Origin of the sequence: Seohaeicola sp. (genome assembly GCF_048006315.1) — a bacterium.
Taxonomy (GTDB): Bacteria; Pseudomonadota; Alphaproteobacteria; order Rhodobacterales; family Rhodobacteraceae; genus Seohaeicola.
The window spans coordinates 1,620,416-1,640,033 of record NZ_CP180350.1; the positions used below are offsets into that span (position 1 = coordinate 1,620,416).

A 19,618-nucleotide genomic window follows, 5' to 3' on the forward strand; every position below is an offset into this window, starting at 1 on the left:
ACATCAGAAAGGACGACCCATGGCCAAGGCTTTTGCATCGCAAGGCGACATGACCGAAAAGAAGATCACCTTCACCGAGGTGGGCAAGGACGTATATGCCTTCACCGCCGAGGGGGACCCGAATTCGGGTGTGATCATCGGCGATGACTCGGTCATGATCGTCGAGGCGCAGGCGACGCCGCGTCTGGCCAACAAGGTGATCGATTGCGTGCGGTCCGTGACCGACAAGCCGATCAGCCATGTGGTGCTGACCCATTATCACGCGGTGCGGGTGCTGGGGGCCTCGGCCTTTGGCGCCAGCCAGATCATCATGGGTGACGCGGCCCGCGCCATGGTGGTGGAACGCGGCCAGGAAGACTGGGACAGCGAATTCCAGCGTTTCCCGCGTCTGTTCGAAGGCCATGAAAGCATCCCCGGCCTGACATGGCCCACCACCACCTTTTCCGAGGACATGACCGTCTACCTGGGCAAGCGCCGGATTGACCTGATGCATCTGGGCCGCGCCCATACGGCGGGGGATATCGTGATCCATGTGCCGGATCAGAACGTGATGTTCACGGGCGATATCGTGGAATACCACTCGGCCTGCTATTGCGGCGACGGGCATTTCAGCGATTGGGGCGATACGCTGGATGCCATCGCCTCGTTCCAGGTGGATGCCATCGCGCCGGGGCGCGGGGATGCGCTGATGGGGCAGGACATGGTCACCGCCGCGATCGAGAATACGCGCGATTTCGTCGAGAGCACCTATGCCGCCGCCGCCCGCGTCGCCGCACGTGGTGGCAGCCTGAAAGAGGCATGGGATGCCGTGCGCGCTGCTTGTGACCCGAAGTTCAAGGATTACGCGATCTATGAACACTGCCTGCCCTTCAACGTGGCCCGCGCCTATGACGAGGCGCGCGGCATCGACACGCCCCGCATCTGGACCGCGCAGCGCGATCTCGAGATGTGGGCGGCCCTTCAGGGCTGAGGCTTCGGGGATGGCGGGCAAATACGGACCCTCGCGTGGCGAGTTGAAACTGCGGCTGGCCGTGTCCCTTTTCGGGCTGGCGCTGATGGTCTTTGCCCTGCTCACGCGCGGCTTCGGCGGTATCGCCATGATCGAGGTGGTGCTGATCGCGGGCACATTCTTTGGCGGCTCGGCGGTCTGGTCCGCCCGGGCGCTCATGCGAAAGGACGACTGATGAACAAGATCTTCGAGGTTCCGCTTTATCCCTATACCCGCAGCGCCGATCAGGACGCGGTCACCCCGGCCCATCACCGGGTGGTCATCGTGGGGGCGGGTCCCGTCGGGCTGGCTGCCGCGATCGACCTTGCGCAGCAGGGGATCGAGGCGCTGGTCGTGGACGAGAACGACAAGGTCAGTTTCGGCAGCCGGGCAATCTGTTTTGCCAAGCGCACGCTTGAGATCGCGGACCGTCTGGGCTGCGGCGCACCGCTGGTGGACAAGGGCGTGCAATGGAACATCGGCAAGGTCTTTTTCGACGATCGCAAGGTCTATGACTTCAACCTGCTGCCTGAGGATGGCCACAAGCGTCCCGCCTTCATCAACCTGCAACAGTATTATTTCGAGGACTACCTGGTCAAACGCGCGCGCGAGATCGAGGCGGCGGGCGCGCCGCTGGAACTGCGCGGGGGCAACAAGGTGACAGCCGTCAGCGATCGCGGCGACCATGTGGATCTGCAGATCGATACACCCGAAGGCCCCTATACGATCACCGCCGATTACATCATCGCATGTGACGGGGCGGCCAGCCCGATCCGGTCGATGATGGGGCTGGATTTCGTGGGCCGTGTCTTCGAGGACAATTTCCTGATCGCCGATGTGATCATGGAGGCGGATTTCCCGACCGAGCGCTGGTTCTGGTTCGACCCGCCCTTCAACAAGGGTCAATCGGCGCTGCTGCACAAGCAGCCCGATGGCGTCTGGCGAATCGACCTGCAACTGGGCTGGGACATCGACAAGGCCGAGGAAAAGAAGCCGGAAAACGTCATTCCCCGCCTCAAGGCGATGCTGGGCGACGATGTGGAATTCAGCCTTGAATGGGTCTCGATCTACACGTTCCAGTGCCGCCGGATGGAACGCTTCCGCCACAACCGCGTGATCTTTGCGGGCGACAGCGCCCATCAGGTCAGCCCCTTTGGCGCGCGCGGGGCCAATTCCGGCCTGCAGGATACCGACAATCTGGCGTGGAAGCTGAAACTGGTGCTGGAAGGCCGCGCCCCTGAGGCGCTGCTAGACAGCTACGATGCGGAGCGTGTCCATGGTGCGGATGAGAACATCCTGAACTCGTCCCGCTCGACCGATTTCATCACGCCCAAATCTGCGATCAGCCGGATTTTCCGCGATGCCGTGCTGGACCTGAGCGAGCATCACGCCTTTGCGCGGCCCCTGGTCAATTCGGGGCGGTTGTCGATGCCCTGCACCTATGACGGCTCGCCGCTCAACAGCCCCGATGCCTTGGCCAGCGGGCCTGCGCGCACGCGCCCCGGATCGCCCTGCCCCGATGTGGCGCTTGGCAATGCCTTTCTGCTGGACGGGTTGGGCGACCGGTTCACGCTGCTGACGGTGAACGCCGAGGCGCCGGACAGCCTGACCGAGGGCGGGATCGACGTCGTGCGACTGGCCCTGACCAGCAAGGACGATGCCACCGGCGCGCTGGCCGCGCGCTATCTGGGCGATGCGCCTGCCGCCGTCTACCTGATCCGGCCCGATCAGCATGTGGCGGCACGTTTCCCCGCCTATGACGAAGATGCCATCCGCGCAGCAATCCGCCGCGCCACCGGACAGGAGATGCATTGATGAACGCCGATCTGATCCTGACACCCAATATGGACCGGCCCGATGACATCTATGCCGATCTGCTGGCCGCGCATGAAGGGCTGAGCAAGGATGACAGCGACGCGTTGAACGCGCGGCTGATCCTGATCCTGATGAACCATATCGGGCAGCGAAGCGTTCTGGCGCAGGCCTTGGCCGCCGCCCGCGCGCCTACGGGAAGCTGACCCACCCTTTCACCTTGCCGGAAATACCCGCGATCCCCCGCTTGCCAAGCTGCGCAACGCGGGGGATTTTCGTTGCGTCTGCGTGATACATGATATAGTTATCATGTTAACTATATGGGAGGCACGGACATGCGCTGGGACGAATTTCCGAAATGGGGCCGCTGGGCCGCCGACTGGGCCGGGCGCTATCATGCAGGCCTGCGGGACCGGCCCGTGCGGGCGCAGACCCGCCCCGGTGACATTCTGGCCGCCCTGCCCGCGCATCCGCCGGAAACCGCGCAGCCGATGGACGCGATCATCGCGGATTTCGAATCCATCGTGATGCCGGGGATCACCCATTGGCAGCACCCACGGTTCTTTGCCTATTTCCCGTCCAATGCCTCGCCCGCCGCCGTGCTGGCAGATCATCTGGTGACGGTGATGGCCCCGCAATGCATGCTGTGGCAGACCTCGCCCGCCGCGACCGAGATGGAGACGCGGATGATGGATTGGCTGCGCCAGTCCATCGGGCTGCCCGAGGGGTTTGCGGGCGTCATTCAGGACAGCGCCAGTTCCGCCACGCTGGCCGCCGTGCTGGTGATGCGCGAACGCGCGCTGGAATGGGACGGGAATGCCAATGGTCTGCCGGGGCAGAAGGTGCTGCGCGTCTATTGCTCGGCCGAGGTGCATTCCTCGGTTGACCGGGCGATCTGGATTGCCGGGATCGGACAGGCCAATCTGGTGCGTATCCCCACGACCGGCCCGCTACGCGGGATGGATGTGGCAGCACTTGAGGCGGCTGTGATTGCCGACAAGGCGGCGGGTTACCTGCCTGCGGGCGTGATTGCCTGCACGGGTGGCACGGGCACGGGTGCTTGCGATGATATTGCGGGGGTTTGTGCAGTGGCGCAGACCCACGGGCTTTATAGCCATGTGGATGCGGCATGGGCGGGGGCGGCGATGATCTGCCCCGAGTTCCGCGATCTTTGGACGGGGGTCGAGATGGCGGATTCGGTGGTGTTCAACCCGCATAAATGGCTGGGCACGCAGTTCGATCTGTCGGCGCATTTCATCCGCTCGCCTGCGGACCTGACACGGACTCTGGCGATCCAGCCGGAATACCTCAAGACGCAAGGGGCGGACGGGATCATCAACTATTCGGAATGGTCGATCCCGCTGGGCCGGCGGTTCCGGGCGCTCAAGCTGTGGTTCCTGATCCGCGCCTATGGGTTGGAGGGCTTGCGCGGCATGATCCGTAATCATGTGGCGTGGTCTCAGGACTTGGCCGAACGCTTGCGCGCGACGCCGGGGTTCGAGATCGTGACGGAGCCGGCGCTGTCGCTGTTCACCTTCCGCTATGCGCCAGAGGGTGGCGATGCCGAGGCGCTGACGCAGGGCTTGTTGACTGCTGTCAATGATGACGGGCGGATTTATCTGACCCAGACGCGGGTGAACGGGGATTACGTCATTCGCTTTCAGGCTGGACAATTCGATGCCACAAAGGCGGATATCGACATGGCCTATGACGTGATCGTCGAGATGGCCGCAAATCTGGTGAAAGGATAACCGATGCCCGCCCCCGTCAACCGTTTCAAGGCGGCGCTGGCCGCAGGTCAGATGCAATATGGCTGCTGGGCGGGCTTCGGTGACGCTTATGCGACCGAGGTGATGTCGACCGCTGGGTTCGACTGGCTGGTGATCGACGGCGAACATGCGCCCAATGACATCCGCAGTATCATGGCGCAGTTGCAGGTGCTGGAGGGCAAGCCCGACAGTCATCCGGTGGTGCGCCTGCCGATGGGCGAGGCGTGGTTGATCAAGCAGGCGCTGGATATCGGCGCGCAGACCCTGCTGATCCCGATGGTGGAAAGTGCAGAACAGGCGCGGGATCTGGTGCGGGCAATGCGCTATCCGCCCGAAGGCATCCGGGGGTCGGGGGCGGCGCTGGCGCGGGCGTCACGTTTTGCTGCGATCCCGGATTATATCCGCACCGCCAATGAGCAGATGTGTCTGCTGGTGCAGGTGGAAACCGTCAAGGGGATGGACGCGCTGGACGCCATTCTGGCGGTGGACGGCGTGGACGGGGTGTTCATCGGGCCCTCCGATCTGGCCGCCGACATGGGGCATCGCGGCGACAGCACGAACCCGGAGGTGCGCGCCGTGATCCAGGATGCGCTTGGGCGGATCGCCGCGTCGAACAAGGCGGCGGGTATCCTGGCGCTGGATCACGACACCGCCGTTACCTATCGCGACTGGGGCGCGCAGTTCCTGGCGGTGGGCATCGACGTGGTGCTGCTGGCCCGTGCCGCCCGCGATCTGGCAGCGCGCTGGACCAAGGGCTGAGGCCGCGGCGTGGCGGGGCAGACCGAAACCATCGTGGCCGCGATCCTTGGCGCGATCGAGACGGGCAGCCTGCGTCCCGGCGGGCTGATCGACGAGCAGGAGCTGATCGAGGCGCATGACGTGTCACGCACCCCGGTGCGCGAGGCGCTGATCCAGCTGGAAACCGCCGGACTGATCCGTCGCCTGCCGCGCAAGGGGGCGGTGGTGTTCAAGCCCACGCTTGAGGAGTTTCTGGCGATCCTCGAGGTGCATGCCAAGCTGGAAGGTCATGCCGCAGGGCTGGCCGCGCGGCGTTTGTCCGAGGCCCATGCAAGCGCGCTGGAAGCGGCGGTTGCCGCCTGCGAAGATCACGCGGCGCGGCTGGGGGATGCGGAACCGGATCGCTATTACCAGCTGAACATGGATTTTCACCGCGTTGTGGCCGAGGCGGCGGGCAATCCGTTCCTGCTGGAAATGATCAAGACCAATGCGCGCAAGCTGATGGCCTATTACCGGGCGCGCTATCATTATGCGGGTGCCATCGGGGCATCGGCGCGGGATCACCGGGCGATTGCCGCGCTGATCGTGGCGCGGCGGTCGGACGAAGCCGAGGCCGCGATGGCGCGGCATGTGCAGTTCGATCAGGTGACGGCGATGGATCTGCTGGCGGTGCTGGGCTGAATTTTTGACGCCGTGCCGGCGGCTGGCGTCGGGGTTCGAGAATGCATGACAAGATGAAAGCGGGGGTCAGCCTCGTGCCTTGGCCTGCTCGAAAAAGTGGGCGATGCTTTCGGCGAAAGGTTGCGTGTCGGCGGGTTCTGCCAGCGAGGCGCGCGCGCGGCTGACCACGTCGGCGGGTTTGTCATCTTTCAGGTGTTCGATCAGCGCGGCGATGAAGCCGGGCGTCATCTCGGGGTGGTATTGGGTTGTGTAGATATGGTTGCCAATCGCAAAGCCGCCAATGGGGCATTCGGGTGATGTCGAGAGGCGGCGCGCCTGCGCAGGCAGGGCGGTAACCTGTTCCACATGGGCAGCATAAAGCCCGGTGGTTGCGGGGAGTATGGTCATCCATGGGGCTGGCGTCGTGGTATGGGTTTCCGTGCGCCCAAAGACCCAGCCGCCGGGATTGGGGCCGACCTGCCCGCCCAGAGCGAGGGCAATCGCCTGATGCCCGAAGCAGGCCCCGAACAGGGGCTGCCGCGCGGTGACGATCTGCCGGATCAGTGCCATCAGATCGGCGATCCAGGGATCGGGGTCATGCACGGAAGCCGGGCTGCCGGTGATCATCACGCCATCGAAACGGCTGATATCATCCGGAAAGACACCGTCCTTGACCGAAAAGGATTGGACCGTCCAGCCGGGGCGGACAAGATTGATCAGGGTCTGGAACTTTTCGGAATCGCGGGGGTGGGCCGTGGCGAAATCGCTTTCGTCTGTATTGGCCATGAGAAGTGCCAGATGCATCGCGCGATCGCTCCGGTAGGTCCTGATTTCTCTTTACATATTTATATCCGCTTTTAATATACATAACAGGTTAACGACAAGTCCCAATCGGGGCGGCTGACGGAAAGGTGACGCGATGACGGTCTGGTCCCCCAATGACGACGGTTTCGCCGATCTGACCAGTCACGACACCTTCGTGCGGGGCGTGCCGCATAACACCTTTGCCCGCCTGCGCCGTGACGATCCGGTGCACTGGACAGACTGGGATCAGGGGCAAGGCTTCTGGTCAATCACGCGCCATGCCGACATCACCGAGATGAACCGGCAGCCGGATGTCTTTTCCTCGGCGCGGGGGATCCGCATGGAGGATCAGACCTATGAGGAATATCTGGCGCGGCGCACCTTTCAGGAGACCGACCCGCCCGAGCACATGCAGACGCGGGTCAAGGTGGCGCGGGCGTTTTCAAAGCCGGTGATCGCGGAATACGAGCAGGATATCCGCGATCTGTGCGACGAGATCCTGGACCAGGCACTGGAGGCGCGGGAGTTCGACGCGACCAAGGCCATCGCGCGGCAATTGCCGATGCGGATGCTGGGCCGCATCCTGGGCACGCCCGAGGCCGACCTGCCCTGGCTGGTGGAAAAGGGCGATGCGCTGATCGCCAACACGGACCCCGATTTCACCGACCATGTGCTGGACAAGATGGACACGGACGCGTTCCGCATGATGCCCTTCAACTCGCCCGCCGGGGCGGAGCTTTATCAATACGCCAAGGAATTGATGGAGCATAAGGCGCGCACCGGCGACACCAACGGGATCCTGAACCTGATCCTGAATCCGGGGCGCGATGGCGGCGTGATCAGCGAGACGGAGTTTCGCAATTTCTTTTGCCTGCTGGTGGCGGCGGGCAATGACACCACGCGCTATTCCATCGCCGCCGGCATTCAGGCGATGTGTCATCAGCCGGAACTTCTGGGCCAGATGCAGGCAGGTGGCGCCGTCTGGGACACGGCCGCGGACGAGATCATCCGCTGGGCCACGCCCGCGATCTATTTCCGCCGCACCGCCACGCGCGATGTCGAGATGCATGGCAAGACGATCCGCGAGGGGGACAAGGTGCTGTACTGGTTCGCCTCGGCCAATCGCGACGAGACGGTCTTCGACGATCCGTTCCGGGTCGATCTGGCGCGCAGCCCCAACAAGCATCTGAGTTTCGGTCAGGGCGGGCCGCATATCTGCCTTGGCATGTGGCTGGCACGGCTGGAGGTGCGGGTGCTGTTCGAGGAACTGTCGAAACGGCTGCGGTCGATCGAGCCTGCGGGGCCGCACGAATTCCTGCGCTCGAATTTCGTGGGCGGTATCAAGACGCTGCCGGTGCGGATCGTGCCTGCATGAACAACATGCGCAGGGCAAACCCGCGCCTCAGGGAGAAAGACAAGATGAACACCCGCCTGCGTGCGCTATTCTGCGACCATCTGTCGATCATGCGGGGCAAGTACTTGCCCGGCTCGAAGATCGGGGATGGACACACCCGTTTTTGCCGGTCGAACTTCGGCGTGCATTACGACAAGGACCTGCTGAACTCACCGGGGTCCATGATGATGGAGGGGCTACCGGACATGGAACTGCACTGGCGCGGGGACGAGATCCGCGACAGTTGGGACCGGGCGACCAAGATCGTGGTGGGCGACCTATACGACACCGACGGGGTGCCGCTGCCGATGTGCGGGCGCGGGGCGCTGAAACGGGCGGTGGCGGATTGGGGCAAGCTGGGGCTGACGCCCAAGGTGGGCATCGAGTTGGAGGCCTTTGCGATGGTGGCCGACGATCAGGGCCGCTTGCGCCCCTATGACACGCCCGGCGCGCATGTTTACGGCACCGGGCCGTTCACCGATCCGCTGCGGTTCAACGATGCGATCTGGGAAAAGGCGGATGAGCTGGGCTTCAGCCTGGACCTGATCACGTCGGAATATGACAGCCCGCAGTTCGAATACACGCTGACCTTCGACGATGCGGTCAAGGCGGTGGATGATATCGTCCTGTTTCGCCTCATGGCGCGCGAGATCGCGCTGGAGCACGGCGTGGTGCTGACCTTCATGCCCAAACCCATCGCGGAAGCCGGGGGATCGGGGATGCATGTCAACTTTTCCTTCATCGACGAGGCGGGCGGCAATGCGCTGTCCGATGGGCCGAAGGGCGGCCCCGATCACATGAACGCGCTGGCACGCGGCTGTGTGGCGGGACTGTTGCGGCATCACAAGGGGCTGGCGGGGCTGATCGCGCCCACGGCCAATTCCTATCAGCGGCTGCAGCCCGGCAGCCTGTCGGGCCATCTGTGCAACTGGGGCGGGGATCATCGCAACGTGACCACCCGCATTTCCAGCGAGGGCGGCACAAAGGCACGGCTTGAACATCGGATGGCCGATGCCTCGTCCAACCCTTACGTGGCCGTGGCCGCCGTGTTGCAGGCAGCACGGCTGGGCTTCGTGGGTGGTTATGACCTGCCCGCGATGGAAACCGGGGACGGGTTCGAGAAGTGGGACGCCAAGGAGGCGACGGCACTGAACCTGAAGGGGGCGGTGGCCGATCTGAAGGCGGATACTGCGCTGACGCAGGCTGTCGGGTCGCTGCTGGTGGAAAACCACGTCTTCATGAAGGAACACGAGGTCAAGAAGACCCGTGACCTGGAAGGCGATGCGCTGCGCGATTTCTATATCTGGTTCGTGTGAGGGCTGATCATGAAGGTGACCTGGATCTTGCCCGATGGGGCAGAGCTGACGGCGGATGTGGCCGAGGGGCTGTCGCTGATGGAGGCGGCGGTGGCGCGGAATGTGCCCGGTGTCGTGGGCGAATGCGGCGGCAACCTGAGTTGCGCAACCTGCCATGTGCAGGTGGCCGCGGATTGGGCTGACCGGGTTGGCGGGCCGGATGATTTCGAGGATGCGATGCTGGACACTGTCGAGGCGGCGCGGGGTGCGACCTCGCGGCTGTCCTGTCAGATCAGGGCGCATGCCGATCTGGACGGGTTGGTGTTGATCGTGCCCGAGGTCTGAGGCGCCGTGCGGGTGGCGCCGTTGCGTGATGGATATTTAAGGCAAGAAGATGCAGGGGGCGGTATGCGCCCCCTCTCTCGTTGCGGGATCACAGCGCCGCGAAGCCTTCGTCCAGCGCGGAGAGGATGATCTGCACGTCATCCGCTGTCAGGACCAGGGGCGGCGACATGATGATGTTGGGACCCGAGACGCGGACCATGGCGCCGGCGCGGTAAGCGACCTCTTGCACGGTGCCGATGGTCTTCTTGTCGATGGGGGTTTTCCTGGCCCGGTCGCTGACCAGTTCCAGCGCGCACATGAGGCCGTGGCCACCGCGCACATCGCCGATGAGGTCGTATTTCGTCTGAAGCGCCTGCAACCCTTGGAAAAGCTGCGTGCCGCGGGCGGCGGCATTTTCGGGGACGTTCAGGCGTTCCGTTTCGGCAAGGCAGGCGAGGGCCGCCGCGGCACCGACCGGGTGGCCGGAATAGGTGTAGCCATGGCCGATGGCGGCGGCGCCCGTGGTGTCGGATTCGAACACCTGCGCGACGTCTTCCGCGATCATCACGGCGCCGAAGGGGAAATAGCCGTTGGTGATGGCCTTGGCGGTGCACATGAAATCGGGCTGCACGCCCCAGTGGCGGCTGCCGGACCAGCTTCCGGTGCGACCGAAGGCGGTGATCACCTCGTCCGCGATCAGCAGGATGCCGTGGCGGGTGCAGATGTCACGCACGCCAGGCATGAAGGTTTCGTGCGGGGGGATCACGCCGCCTGCGCCCAGGACCGGCTCCATGATGAAGGCGGCGATGGTGTTTGCGCCCTGAAAGGCGATCTCATCCTCTAGGGCTGCCAGACAGAGTTGCGCGAGTTTGGCGGGATCGGATTCGTTGAAGGGGTTGCGGTAGGTATAGGGGGCGGGGATGTGGTGGCATCCGGCCAGAAGCGGTTCATAGGCCGTGCGGAAATTGGCGTTGCCATTCACGGAAGCCCCGCCGAAATGGGTGCCGTGGTAGCCTTTCTTGAGGCTGAGGAACTTGGTGCGCTGCCCCTGCCCCTTGATCTTGTGGTATTGGCGCGCCAGCCTGAGCGCGGTTTCGACCGAATCCGATCCGCCCGAGGTGTAGAAGGCGCGGGTCAGCCCGTCGGGGGCGAAGAAGCGGCGCAATTCTTCCGAGAGTTCGATCACCGCATCGTTGGAGGTGCCGCGAAAGGTCGAGTAATAGGGCAGGCGATCAAGCTGTGCGGCGATGGCGGCCTTGATCGGGGCGCAGGAAAACCCGAGGTTCACGTTCCACAGGCCACCCACGGCATCCACCACCTCGTGCCCGTCGACATCGGTGATGCGCACGCCCTGCGCGCCGGTGACGATGGTGGGCGGGTTGGCAAGGCTGTCGGCGGGATGGGCCATCGGATGCCACATCGACCGCGCGTTATGCTCTTTCAGGAAATTGCTGTCTTTCATCGGATCATCCTTTCGAAAGGCCCACAAGGGTCAGGGCCCGGTCATAGCTACGGGCGGGTTGCGCCACGTCGAACTGCACGCATGGCAGGCCGACCGCCTGCGCGCCGGTGATATTGCGCGCCTGGTCATCGACAAAGACGCATGAGGCGGCGGGAAGACCAAGCTGATCGACGCAAAGGCGATAGGCGGCGGGGTCGGGTTTCAGGATACCCGTGTGGGTGGCGTCCACGATTACCTCGAAATCCGCCAGAAACGGCAGTTTGTCGCGGAAATCGGTGCCGTAGAAGAGGTCAAGCTCATTGGACAGGATCGCAAGCCGGACACCCGCCGCGCGGGCCTTCGCGATGGCTTCGCGGAATTCGGGGCGGATCACGGCGTCGGGATCGGCGCCGCGCGCGGCGCGCACGAAGTCGGACATTTGCGTCCAGTTCCGCCCGGTGAGCATGGCCACCTCGGCAGTGCGCAAGCGCCAGTAGTCGCGCTCGGTGATGCGGTCGGCCTGCATGTCCTGCCAGAGCGGATCGCGGCCGGGATCGAAGGGGCCGCGCCATGTGAGGGTGCCGGGGGCAAGGCCAAGGGCCGCCTCGGTCAGGTCATGGGTTTCGAACATGGTGCGGGAGATGACGCCGCCGAAGTCAAGGATCAGCGCGCGATCGGGCATGGTCATGCAGCGGCCCCCTTCGCGGCAAAGCCTTCGGGGCAGAACCCGCCCAGCGCGCGGGTCAGCCCGGTAGCATGCTGCCAAAGTTCGTGCCGGATCAGGGTCTTGAGTTCGGGGGTCATGCGCGCCACGGGGGCGGCCACGGCCATCGCACCGATGACGCGGGTCTGCGCATCGAACAGCGGCACGGCGTGGGAATGGACATCCTTTTCGAACCCGCCCACGGATTCGGCCAGACCCGTGTGGCGCACCCCGTCAAGCACGGCACGGATCGCCACGGGATCGGTCAGCGTTTCCTCGGTGCGTTTGTCGAGCGGCGCCGAAAGGATGCGGTCGATCATCTCGGGCGGGCTGAAGGCCAGGACGGCGAGGCCCGAACTGGTGGCGTGAAAGGCGAGGATCTGCGCATCCTCCATCGTGACGCGGGTACCGTGGCGCGGGCTGTAGGCATAGCTGAGCATGCTGAGGCGGTCGCCCTGCAGCAGGGACAGATGCGCGGTCTCATGCGTGGCGTCCGACAGCGATTGCAGCGCGCGGGCGGCCATGTCGCGCAGGGGCACGGCCGCTTCGCGCAGGGCGGCAAGGCGCAGGACAGCGGGACCAAGGCGGTATTCGCGGCCCGTGCCGGTCTGTTCGACGAATCCCCCCTGCTGCAATTCGGACAGCAAGCGATAGGTGGTGGCCTTGTTAAGACCCGCCAGTCGCGCAAGATCGCTCAGGCCGATTTCAGGCCGGGCGCGGCTGAAATGATCCAGCAATGACAAGGCTTTGGCGACGGTTCCCATGTGTGGGGCTGCTCCGGTATGCGGCCAGTTGTTCGGGTATCCGCGATGGGGGACCCATTGGACTTGTTAAAATCGTTGACAGAAACGCGGGCGCTCTGTCAATCTATTTTAGAACCAATGGTTCAAATAATGAACCGACTAGAAACGGGGAGACTGAAATGAAGACGAACTCGATCCTTGGCGGGGCGCTGACGCTGTGCATGGCCGCTGTCGGCAGCGCCGCATTGGCCGATTACCCTGAAAAGCCCGTGACATTCATCGTGCCCTTCCCGCCGGGCGACCTTGAAGATGTGCTGACGCGCATGATCGCGGATGACTTCCAGGCCGAATATGGCGTGGCGGCGGCTGTGGTGAACAAGCCCGGCGGCGGTGGTGGCCCCTTCCCCGGTGCCATCGACGTGGCGACAGCGCCTGCGGATGGCTATACGATCGGGTCCTTCGTGATCGGGGTGCCCGTGGTCGGCCACCAGATCGGCATTCCCGAACTGACGCCCGAGAAGTTCGACCCGCTGGGCATTTTCCTGACCTATCCCTTCGTGATCGCGGTTGCGGGCGATGCACCCTATGACGACATGGCGGGGCTTGCGGCCTATGCCCAGTCGAACGAGCTGGCGCTGGGGCATTTCGGCAATGTGCTGACGCCGACGCAGGTAACCATGGCGCTGGCCAAGACGATGCGCTTCGAATGGGGGTCGGACGCGGCCTTTGACGCGCTGGATTGCAACACGCTGGCCAGTGGAGATGCGGATGTGATCAACACCACGCTGCAACTGATCCTGCCCTGCCTGGACAGCGTGAAGGTGCTGGCCTCGATCACGGACGAGCGTATCCCGCTGGTGCCCGACGCGCCCACGGTGGGCGAGATCGAGCCCTCGCTTGATATCGCCCTGTGGAACGGCCTGTTCGTGACCAAGGACACGCCGCAAGACGTGCGCGACAAGATCATCGCGGTGGCGCAGAAAACCGTGATGAGCGAGCGCGCGCAGCAGGTGGCCAAGGATACCGGCGGTCTGGTCTACTGGCAGAACGCCGAAGACAGCGCCGCGCGCATCCAGGCGGATATCGCCAAGGTCGCCGCGATCGAGGCGATGCTGCAGTAATCCGGCAAGGGGGCGGCGCGGGGTGACACCCGCCCGCCCCATCCCAGCACAACCTGCAACCGACATGGGTGCATGATGTCCGACGATCCATTCCCGGCCAGCAAGGGGCCGCAGCGCGGGCAGATCCTGTTCGCGCTGGCCTTTGCAGGGTTCGCGATCTTCATCCTGTCCAACCTGGGAAACCAGACCACATGGGCACCGCGGACCAAGCTGTTCGCCCAGCCCGGTTTCTGGCCCGGCGTCGCGGGGGCCGGGATGGTCCTGTTCGGGCTGATGCATCTGCGCAGCCTGCGGCGCGGCAAGGGCCTGCGCCGTCCCTGGATCCGTCGCGAGGACCGGACCGAGGCGCGCATCTGGTTGCAACCGCTGGAATACACTGCCTGGTTCATGATCTACGTGCTGGCGGTGCCGCGTGTCGGCTATCTGCCCGCGACGATGGTTTTCGCCCCGGCCCTGACATGGCGGCTGGGGTATCGCAGCCCGCGCCTGCTGTGGGCCTCGGTGGCCTTTGCCGTGGCGGTGGTGCTAATCTTCAAGGGGTTTCTGGGGGTGAAGATCCCCGGCGGCGCCGTCTACGAAGTCCTGCCCGACGGCCTGCGCGCCTTCGCGCTGCGCTACCTGTGAGGCGGGCATGGATCTGATTTTCGCAGGGCTTGAGGTTCTTTACCGCTGGGATGTGGCCCTGGCGCTGCTGGTGGGGTCCATCGGCGGGGTGATGATCGGGGCAGTTCCCGGCGTGGGGCCGGCGGTTGCCATCGCGATCCTGCTGCCGGCGACATTCTCGATGGACCCGATTGTCGGGCTGACCCTGCTGCTGGGGATATACGGCAGTTCGATGTATGGCGGTGCGATCCCTGCGATCCTGATCAATACGCCGGGCACGGCGGTGAACGCGCTGACCACCTATGACGGCTATCCGATGACCCTGCGGGGCGAGGGGCGCAAGGCGATATCCATCGCCTATACGGCCAGTTTCATCGGGGCCATCATCTCGATCATCTGTCTGATCAGCTTGGCACCGGTGCTGGCGAAGGTCGCGCCCATGTTCGGGGCGCGCGAGATTTTTCTGGCGGCCCTGCTGGGTCTGGTGCTGGTCGTGGTGTCCCATCGCGGGCAATCGGCGATTGCCGCGGCATTGGCCTGCCTGGGGATTTTCATCGGCACCATCGGGCTGGAGCCTGTGAAATACACCAAGCGGTATACGTTCGATCAAAGCTGGCTGGCATCCGGCGTCGATCTGATCGTGGTCGTGTTGGGGCTTTACGCGATCAGCCAGGCCTTCACGCTGATGCAGGGGGATGACGTCAAGACCAAGCGCGTGCCCCTGGGCGGCGGCATGTTCCAGGGCCTGCGCGAGGTGGCGCGGCATCCACGTGTGACCGGCGTGTCATCTGGTTTTGGCGTGATGATGGGGATCATTCCGGGGGTGGGTGAATTCACCTCGCAATTTCTCGCATACACTTACGCGCAGAAGACATCGAAACGGCCCGATGATTTCGGCCATGGATCGGTCGAGGGGCTGATCGCGTCGGAAAGCGCCAACAACTCGGTTCCCGCCGCCGCGATGGTGCCGCTGCTGGCGCTGGGTATCCCCGGCGAAGAGCTGACGGCGATGATGCTGGCGGTGTTTTACGTGCATAACGTGGTGCCCGGTCCGGGGCTGTTCCAGAACCAGATGGATTTCGTCATGGCGATCTATCTGGCGCTGCTGTTCCTGAACATCCTTGTGATGGTGTTTTTGCTGTTTTCCACCAATGCGCTGATGATGGTGGCGCGGTTGCCGAACCGGTTTCTGGGGGTTGGCATCCTGACGCTGTCTTTCGTGGGGATCTATTCGTTGCGCAACTCGGCCACCGATTGCCTGATGGCGGCGGCCTTCGGGTTGTTCGGGTTCATCCTGAAACGCCTGAGCCTGCCCATCGTGCCGATCATCATGGGCATCGTTCTGGGCGGCATCATGGAGGCCAAGCTGCGCATCGCCATGGCGCGGGTGAAAACGCCCTTCGACTTCATCGACCGGCCCATCGCGATGGCGCTGTTCATCTTCATCATCCTGATCATCGCATTCCAGATCCGTGGCGCGGTGATCCAAGCCAGACGCCGCAAGGAGGCCCAATGGTCGACCAGACCCGCATCGAGACGCTTCGGAATGTTGTTGTCCCACCGCAAGGACTTCTTGTTGACGGAACGTGGCAAGAGGCTGAGGGCGGAACGCTCGATGTTGTCTCGCCCATCGACGGACAAGGACTGACCACGATCGGGGCGGCCAATGCCGCCGATGTGGACAGGGCCGTGGCCGCCGCGCGGCGGGCGTTCGAGGACGGGCGCTGGTCGCGGCTGGCCCCTGCCGCGCGCAAGGCGGTGCTGCACCGGATCGCCGACCGGATCGAGGCCGAGGCGTTGGCGTTGACCGTGCTGGGCGTGCGCGACAACGGGACCGAGATTTCCATGGCCTTGAAGGCCGAGGCGGGATCGGCGGCGGGCACCTTCCGCTATTACGCCGAAGCCATCGACAAGGTTTACGGGCAGATCGCGCCGACCGCGCCGGATGTTCTGGGGCTGGTGCATCATGTGCCCGTGGGGGTGGTGGGGGCCATCGTGCCGTGGAACTTTCCGCTTATGATCGGGGCTTGGAAGCTGGCACCTGCGCTGGCGGCGGGTAATTCCGTGGTGCTGAAACCGGCAGAAACCGCGTCTTTGTCGTTGCTGCGGCTGGCGCAGATTTGTCTGGAGTGCGGGTTGCCCGACGGGGTTTTGAACGTCGTCACCGGGCATGGCCATGTGACCGGCGAGGCGCTGGCCCTGTCGATGGAAGTGGATGTAATGGTGTTCACCGGATCGGGGGCGACGGGGCGGCGCTTGCTGGAATATTCCGCGCGGTCGAACCTGAAGCGGTGCTATCTGGAGTTGGGGGGCAAGTCACCCAATGTGGTCTTTGCCGATGCGCCCGATCTGGAACAGGCGGCGAAAGTGTCGGCCATGGGAATTTTCCGCAATGCGGGGCAGGTCTGCGTGGCGGGGTCGCGGCTGCTGGTCGAGCGGTCGGTGCATGATGATTTCGTGGCCGCGCTGGCGCGCCATGCAGCGGCACTCAAGGTGGGCGACCCGCTGGACCTGACCAGCCAGATCGGCGCGGTCAATTCCGAGCGGCAGCTGGCGGGCAACCTTGGGTTCGTGGCCGATGCGGTGGCCGAAGGGGGCGATCTGGTGCTTGGCGGCAAGCGGATACTGGAGGCGACGGGCGGCACCTATATGGAGCCGACGATCGTGACGGGGGTGCAGCCGCATCACCGTCTGGCGCAGCAGGAGGTGTTCGGGCCGGTGCTGGCGGTGATCCCGTTCGATACAGAGGCAGAGGCCCTGCGCATCGCCAATGACAGCGACTATGGCCTGGCCTCGGCCGTGTGGACATCGAACCTCAGCCGCGCGCATCGGATGGTGGCGGGGCTGCGGGCGGGTGTGGTGCATGTGAACACCTATGGCGGGTCCGACAATACGGTTCCGCTGGGGGGCGTGAAACAATCCGGCAATGGGCATGACAAATCGATGCATGCGCTGGATAAGTATCATGACCTCAAGACTGCATGGATCCAGCTATGACCGAATCCCTTGTCGACCGCCGCGCCCGCCTGTTAGGGCCGAACATGTCCACCTTTTACGAAGAGCCTGTGCATCTGGTGCGCGGGCTTGGCACAAGGCTGTGGGATGCCGAGGGGCGCGAATATCTGGATTGCTACAACAACGTGCCGCATGTGGGCCATTGCCACCCGAAGGTGGTCGAGGCGATCTGTGCCCAGGCCGGGACTTTGAACACGCATACGCGGTATCTGCACGAAGGGATCGTGGACTATGTCGAGGCGCTGATCGGCACGGTGGGCGCGCCGTTCGATACGGCGCTGATGACCTGCACAGGGTCCGAGGCGAATGACGTGGCCCTGCGCATGGCGCAGGCCTTGACGGGCAAGACGGGGGTGATCGCCACCGATCACACCTATCACGGCAATACGACAGCCGTGCATCAGCTCAGCCGGACGAACCCGCCACCGGGGGGCTATGCGACCAATGTGGCCTTCGTGCCCGCACCCGACAGCTACCGCCCCTTGGGTGGGGTTGCGGGGATGGCGCATGCCCATGCCTTTGCTGCCAAGGTGCAGGAGCAGATCGACGCACTGGAGGCGACCGAGCACGGGTTTTCCACGCTGATGCTCTGTGCGTTCTTTGCCAATGAAGGGTTTCCCGACCTGCCGAAAGGCTGGCTTGATCCGACAGTCGAGGTGGTGAAGCGCGCAGGCGGCGTGATCATCGCGGATGAGGTGCAACCGGGTTTCGGGCGTCTTGGCACGGATTTCTGGGGGTTCCGGAAGATCGGCTTTGTGCCCGACATCATCACCATCGGCAAGCCCATGGCCAACGGCCATCCCGTGGCCGCCGTGATCGCCCCGCATGACACGATGCATGCCTTCCGCAGCACGTTTCGCTATTTCAACACCTTCGCGGGCAACCCGGTATCCTGTGCCGCGGCCATGGCCACATTGAAGGTCGTGCAGGAAGAGGGACTGATGGAAAACGCGCGCGTCGTGGGGGATTACGCGCGCGCGGGCCTGCGCGATCTGGCCGGGCGGCATGAATGCATCGGGGATGTGCGCGGGTCGGGTCTGTTCTTCGGGGCGGAAATGGTTCTGGACCGCGACAGCAAGGCCCCTGCCACGGCCTTTACCAAGCGGGTCGCAAACGGGATGCGGCAACGGGGCGTGCTGCTGAACTTCCTTGGTATCCATTACAACGTGCTGAAGATGCGCCCGCCGATGGTGTTCTCGATCTCTGATGCCGACCGGATGCTGGACACGCTGGACGAGGTGCTGCGCGCCACCCCGCTGGAGGCGTGATGGAGGCGCTGGCGGAACAGGCCGCGCGCCTCTGGGGGTTTGCGCCGGATCAGATCGGACTTGCCGCGCGGCGCGAGAACATCGTCTGGCGCGCCACCGATGCGCGCGGCGCCTTCGCGCTGCGCCTGCACCGTCCGGGCTATCGCAGTGCCGCCCAGTTACAGTCTGAGCTGCAATGGATGGAAGCGCTGGCACAGGACGGTTTGCAGGTGCCGCGCCCGGTCCCGTCTCTGTCCGGCGCGCTGGTCGAGACCCTTGGCGACACGCTGATCGATCTGCTGACATGGCTGCCAGGCCGGCCCATCGGGGCACAGGGGCGGCTTGAGGTGACAGACCGCGAGGGGCTTTGCCGCAACCTTGGACAGGTGCTGGCCCGGTTGCATCGCATCAGCGATGCCTGGACACCGCCTGCGGGTTTCACCCGGCCCGCCTGGGACCGTGCGGGGTTGCTGGGGGATCGCCCGCTCTGGGGGCCGTTCTGGGACAATCCCGATCTGACCGCGGCACAGCACGCCATGTTGCTGGCCGCGCGCGCCAAGGCGGATGCGCATCTGGCGCGGATCGAGGGCGGGCTGGATTACGGGTTGATCCATGCCGATGCCCTGTCCGAGAATATCCTGATCCATGAGGACGCTTTGTCGCTGATCGATTTCGACGATGGCGGCTGGGGGTTTCGCGATTTCGAACTGGCCACCTTCCTGATGCGGTTCCTGCCCGCCCCCGATTATCCCGCCCTGCGCGCGGCGTTGCTGCAGGGCTATGCCACGCGCCGCGCGGTCGATCCCGGCACACTTGATCTGTTCATACTGCTGCGTGCGCTGACCTATCCCGGCTGGATCATTCCGCGTCTGCACGAACCCGGCGGCGCGGAACGATCCATGCGCGCCATCACCACCGCCCTGCCCCTGGCAGAGGCCTATCTGGATACGCCCTGAGACACA

General features: G+C 64.3%; 20 protein-coding genes. 16 read left to right on the plus strand and 4 right to left on the minus strand.

The genetic code is table 11. The annotated features are described in order from the left end of the window. Window positions 1–19 precede the first annotated feature (19 nt). From ACMUJL_RS08250 to ACMUJL_RS08280, 7 genes are all read left to right on the plus strand, one after another. On the plus strand, window positions 20–970 hold the full coding sequence (locus ACMUJL_RS08250; RefSeq protein ID WP_375569059.1) for an MBL fold metallo-hydrolase: 951 nt from the start codon (window positions 20–22) through the stop codon (window positions 968–970). A gap of 10 nt (window positions 971–980) precedes the next feature. Then, window positions 981–1,184 carry a hypothetical protein gene (locus ACMUJL_RS08255; protein WP_068291469.1) on the plus strand — a complete coding sequence of 68 codons (204 nt, stop codon included), beginning with the start codon at window positions 981–983 and terminating at the stop codon, window positions 1,182–1,184. Next, entirely contained in the window at window positions 1,184–2,803 is a 1,620-nt protein-coding gene (locus tag ACMUJL_RS08260; RefSeq protein ID WP_375569057.1) for an FAD-dependent oxidoreductase, read from the plus strand. The genes ACMUJL_RS08255 and ACMUJL_RS08260 overlap by 1 nt, the downstream gene beginning before the upstream one ends. Then, window positions 2,803–3,006, plus strand: a complete 204-nt coding sequence (locus ACMUJL_RS08265) for a DUF2783 domain-containing protein (RefSeq protein WP_375569055.1) — start codon at window positions 2,803–2,805, stop codon at window positions 3,004–3,006. Before ACMUJL_RS08260 ends, ACMUJL_RS08265 begins: the two co-directional genes overlap by 1 nt. Window positions 3,007–3,135: 129 nt before the next feature. Beyond that, on the plus strand, window positions 3,136–4,551 hold the full coding sequence (locus ACMUJL_RS08270; RefSeq protein ID WP_375569053.1) for a pyridoxal phosphate-dependent decarboxylase family protein: 1,416 nt from the start codon (window positions 3,136–3,138) through the stop codon (window positions 4,549–4,551). A 3-nt stretch (window positions 4,552–4,554) separates the two neighbouring features. After that, window positions 4,555–5,328, plus strand: coding sequence for an aldolase/citrate lyase family protein (locus tag ACMUJL_RS08275; protein ID WP_375569051.1), 774 nt, complete (start codon window positions 4,555–4,557; stop codon window positions 5,326–5,328). A 9-nt stretch (window positions 5,329–5,337) separates the two neighbouring features. Beyond that, window positions 5,338–5,988 carry a GntR family transcriptional regulator gene (locus ACMUJL_RS08280; protein WP_375569049.1) on the plus strand — a complete coding sequence of 217 codons (651 nt, stop codon included), beginning with the start codon at window positions 5,338–5,340 and terminating at the stop codon, window positions 5,986–5,988. Window positions 5,989–6,054: 66 nt separating this feature from the next. Here the strand turns inward: ACMUJL_RS08280 and ACMUJL_RS08285 are convergent, their stop codons facing one another. Beyond that, window positions 6,055–6,771 (minus strand): type 1 glutamine amidotransferase, encoded by a 717-nt coding sequence (locus tag ACMUJL_RS08285; protein WP_375569047.1) that lies wholly within the window; start codon window positions 6,769–6,771, stop codon window positions 6,055–6,057. 115 nt (window positions 6,772–6,886) lie between these two features. On the opposite strand from ACMUJL_RS08285, the gene ACMUJL_RS08290 reads away from it, so the two are divergent. Genes ACMUJL_RS08290 through ACMUJL_RS08300 form a run of 3 tightly spaced genes read left to right on the plus strand, consistent with a single transcriptional unit; the run spans window position 6,887 to window position 9,804 of the window. Then, window positions 6,887–8,146 (plus strand): cytochrome P450, encoded by a 1,260-nt coding sequence (locus tag ACMUJL_RS08290; RefSeq protein WP_068291480.1) that lies wholly within the window; start codon window positions 6,887–6,889, stop codon window positions 8,144–8,146. A gap of 44 nt (window positions 8,147–8,190) precedes the next feature. Continuing rightward, complete coding sequence (locus ACMUJL_RS08295; protein WP_375569045.1) at window positions 8,191–9,480, plus strand: glutamine synthetase; 1,290 nt, start codon at window positions 8,191–8,193, stop codon at window positions 9,478–9,480. A gap of 9 nt (window positions 9,481–9,489) precedes the next feature. Further along, on the plus strand, window positions 9,490–9,804 hold the full coding sequence (locus ACMUJL_RS08300; protein ID WP_375569043.1) for a 2Fe-2S iron-sulfur cluster-binding protein: 315 nt from the start codon (window positions 9,490–9,492) through the stop codon (window positions 9,802–9,804). A gap of 88 nt (window positions 9,805–9,892) precedes the next feature. Here the strand turns inward: ACMUJL_RS08300 and ACMUJL_RS08305 are convergent, their stop codons facing one another. The 3 genes from ACMUJL_RS08305 to ACMUJL_RS08315 are packed head-to-tail and all read right to left on the minus strand — an operon-like array spanning window position 9,893 to window position 12,691. Further along, window positions 9,893–11,245: an aspartate aminotransferase family protein gene (locus tag ACMUJL_RS08305; RefSeq protein WP_375569041.1), complete on the minus strand. Its 1,353-nt coding sequence runs from the start codon at window positions 11,243–11,245 to the stop codon at window positions 9,893–9,895. A 4-nt stretch (window positions 11,246–11,249) separates the two neighbouring features. After that, window positions 11,250–11,912 (minus strand): HAD-IA family hydrolase, encoded by a 663-nt coding sequence (locus ACMUJL_RS08310; protein ID WP_375569039.1) that lies wholly within the window; start codon window positions 11,910–11,912, stop codon window positions 11,250–11,252. Then, window positions 11,909–12,691 (minus strand): IclR family transcriptional regulator, encoded by a 783-nt coding sequence (locus tag ACMUJL_RS08315; RefSeq protein ID WP_375569037.1) that lies wholly within the window; start codon window positions 12,689–12,691, stop codon window positions 11,909–11,911. The genes ACMUJL_RS08310 and ACMUJL_RS08315 overlap by 4 nt, the downstream gene beginning before the upstream one ends. Window positions 12,692–12,849: 158 nt before the next feature. On the opposite strand from ACMUJL_RS08315, the gene ACMUJL_RS08320 reads away from it, so the two are divergent. From ACMUJL_RS08320 to ACMUJL_RS08345, 6 genes are all read left to right on the plus strand, one after another. Continuing rightward, window positions 12,850–13,791 (plus strand): tripartite tricarboxylate transporter substrate binding protein, encoded by a 942-nt coding sequence (locus ACMUJL_RS08320; RefSeq protein WP_375569035.1) that lies wholly within the window; start codon window positions 12,850–12,852, stop codon window positions 13,789–13,791. A gap of 75 nt (window positions 13,792–13,866) precedes the next feature. Beyond that, window positions 13,867–14,415 carry a tripartite tricarboxylate transporter TctB family protein gene (locus ACMUJL_RS08325; RefSeq protein ID WP_375569033.1) on the plus strand — a complete coding sequence of 183 codons (549 nt, stop codon included), beginning with the start codon at window positions 13,867–13,869 and terminating at the stop codon, window positions 14,413–14,415. Between the two features lie 7 nt (window positions 14,416–14,422). Beyond that, window positions 14,423–16,042: a tripartite tricarboxylate transporter permease gene (locus ACMUJL_RS08330; protein ID WP_068291494.1), complete on the plus strand. Its 1,620-nt coding sequence runs from the start codon at window positions 14,423–14,425 to the stop codon at window positions 16,040–16,042. Beyond that, window positions 16,024–17,391, plus strand: coding sequence for an aldehyde dehydrogenase family protein (locus tag ACMUJL_RS08335; RefSeq protein WP_416914441.1), 1,368 nt, complete (start codon window positions 16,024–16,026; stop codon window positions 17,389–17,391). Before ACMUJL_RS08330 ends, ACMUJL_RS08335 begins: the two co-directional genes overlap by 19 nt. Then, window positions 17,388–18,677 carry an aspartate aminotransferase family protein gene (locus ACMUJL_RS08340; protein WP_375569031.1) on the plus strand — a complete coding sequence of 430 codons (1,290 nt, stop codon included), beginning with the start codon at window positions 17,388–17,390 and terminating at the stop codon, window positions 18,675–18,677. The genes ACMUJL_RS08335 and ACMUJL_RS08340 overlap by 4 nt, the downstream gene beginning before the upstream one ends. Beyond that, window positions 18,677–19,612, plus strand: coding sequence for a phosphotransferase enzyme family protein (locus ACMUJL_RS08345; protein ID WP_375569029.1), 936 nt, complete (start codon window positions 18,677–18,679; stop codon window positions 19,610–19,612). The genes ACMUJL_RS08340 and ACMUJL_RS08345 overlap by 1 nt, the downstream gene beginning before the upstream one ends. The last annotated feature ends 6 nt before the right edge of the window (window positions 19,613–19,618 follow it).

Excerpts from the sequence above, each read along its gene's own strand:
- ACMUJL_RS08270 (WP_375569053.1), top strand. The coding sequence starts at position 3,136 with ATGCGCTGGGACGAATTTCCGAAATGGGGCCGCTGGGCCGCCGACTGG.
- ACMUJL_RS08320 (WP_375569035.1), top strand. The coding sequence starts at position 12,850 with ATGAAGACGAACTCGATCCTTGGCGGGGCGCTGACGCTGTGCATGGCC.
- ACMUJL_RS08260 (WP_375569057.1), top strand. The coding sequence starts at position 1,184 with ATGAACAAGATCTTCGAGGTTCCGCTTTATCCCTATACCCGCAGCGCC.
- ACMUJL_RS08315 (WP_375569037.1), bottom strand. The coding sequence starts at position 12,691 with ATGGGAACCGTCGCCAAAGCCTTGTCATTGCTGGATCATTTCAGCCGC.
- ACMUJL_RS08265 (WP_375569055.1), top strand. The coding sequence starts at position 2,803 with ATGAACGCCGATCTGATCCTGACACCCAATATGGACCGGCCCGATGAC.
- ACMUJL_RS08290 (WP_068291480.1), top strand. The coding sequence starts at position 6,887 with ATGACGGTCTGGTCCCCCAATGACGACGGTTTCGCCGATCTGACCAGT.
- ACMUJL_RS08310 (WP_375569039.1), bottom strand. The coding sequence starts at position 11,912 with ATGACCATGCCCGATCGCGCGCTGATCCTTGACTTCGGCGGCGTCATC.
- ACMUJL_RS08285 (WP_375569047.1), bottom strand. The coding sequence starts at position 6,771 with ATGCATCTGGCACTTCTCATGGCCAATACAGACGAAAGCGATTTCGCC.
- ACMUJL_RS08340 (WP_375569031.1), top strand. The coding sequence starts at position 17,388 with ATGACCGAATCCCTTGTCGACCGCCGCGCCCGCCTGTTAGGGCCGAAC.
- ACMUJL_RS08325 (WP_375569033.1), top strand. The coding sequence starts at position 13,867 with ATGTCCGACGATCCATTCCCGGCCAGCAAGGGGCCGCAGCGCGGGCAG.
- ACMUJL_RS08300 (WP_375569043.1), top strand. The coding sequence starts at position 9,490 with ATGAAGGTGACCTGGATCTTGCCCGATGGGGCAGAGCTGACGGCGGAT.
- ACMUJL_RS08255 (WP_068291469.1), top strand. The coding sequence starts at position 981 with ATGGCGGGCAAATACGGACCCTCGCGTGGCGAGTTGAAACTGCGGCTG.
- ACMUJL_RS08345 (WP_375569029.1), top strand. The coding sequence starts at position 18,677 with ATGGAGGCGCTGGCGGAACAGGCCGCGCGCCTCTGGGGGTTTGCGCCG.
- ACMUJL_RS08305 (WP_375569041.1), bottom strand. The coding sequence starts at position 11,245 with ATGAAAGACAGCAATTTCCTGAAAGAGCATAACGCGCGGTCGATGTGG.
- ACMUJL_RS08275 (WP_375569051.1), top strand. The coding sequence starts at position 4,555 with ATGCCCGCCCCCGTCAACCGTTTCAAGGCGGCGCTGGCCGCAGGTCAG.
- ACMUJL_RS08295 (WP_375569045.1), top strand. The coding sequence starts at position 8,191 with ATGAACACCCGCCTGCGTGCGCTATTCTGCGACCATCTGTCGATCATG.
- ACMUJL_RS08250 (WP_375569059.1), top strand. The coding sequence starts at position 20 with ATGGCCAAGGCTTTTGCATCGCAAGGCGACATGACCGAAAAGAAGATC.
- ACMUJL_RS08330 (WP_068291494.1), top strand. The coding sequence starts at position 14,423 with ATGGATCTGATTTTCGCAGGGCTTGAGGTTCTTTACCGCTGGGATGTG.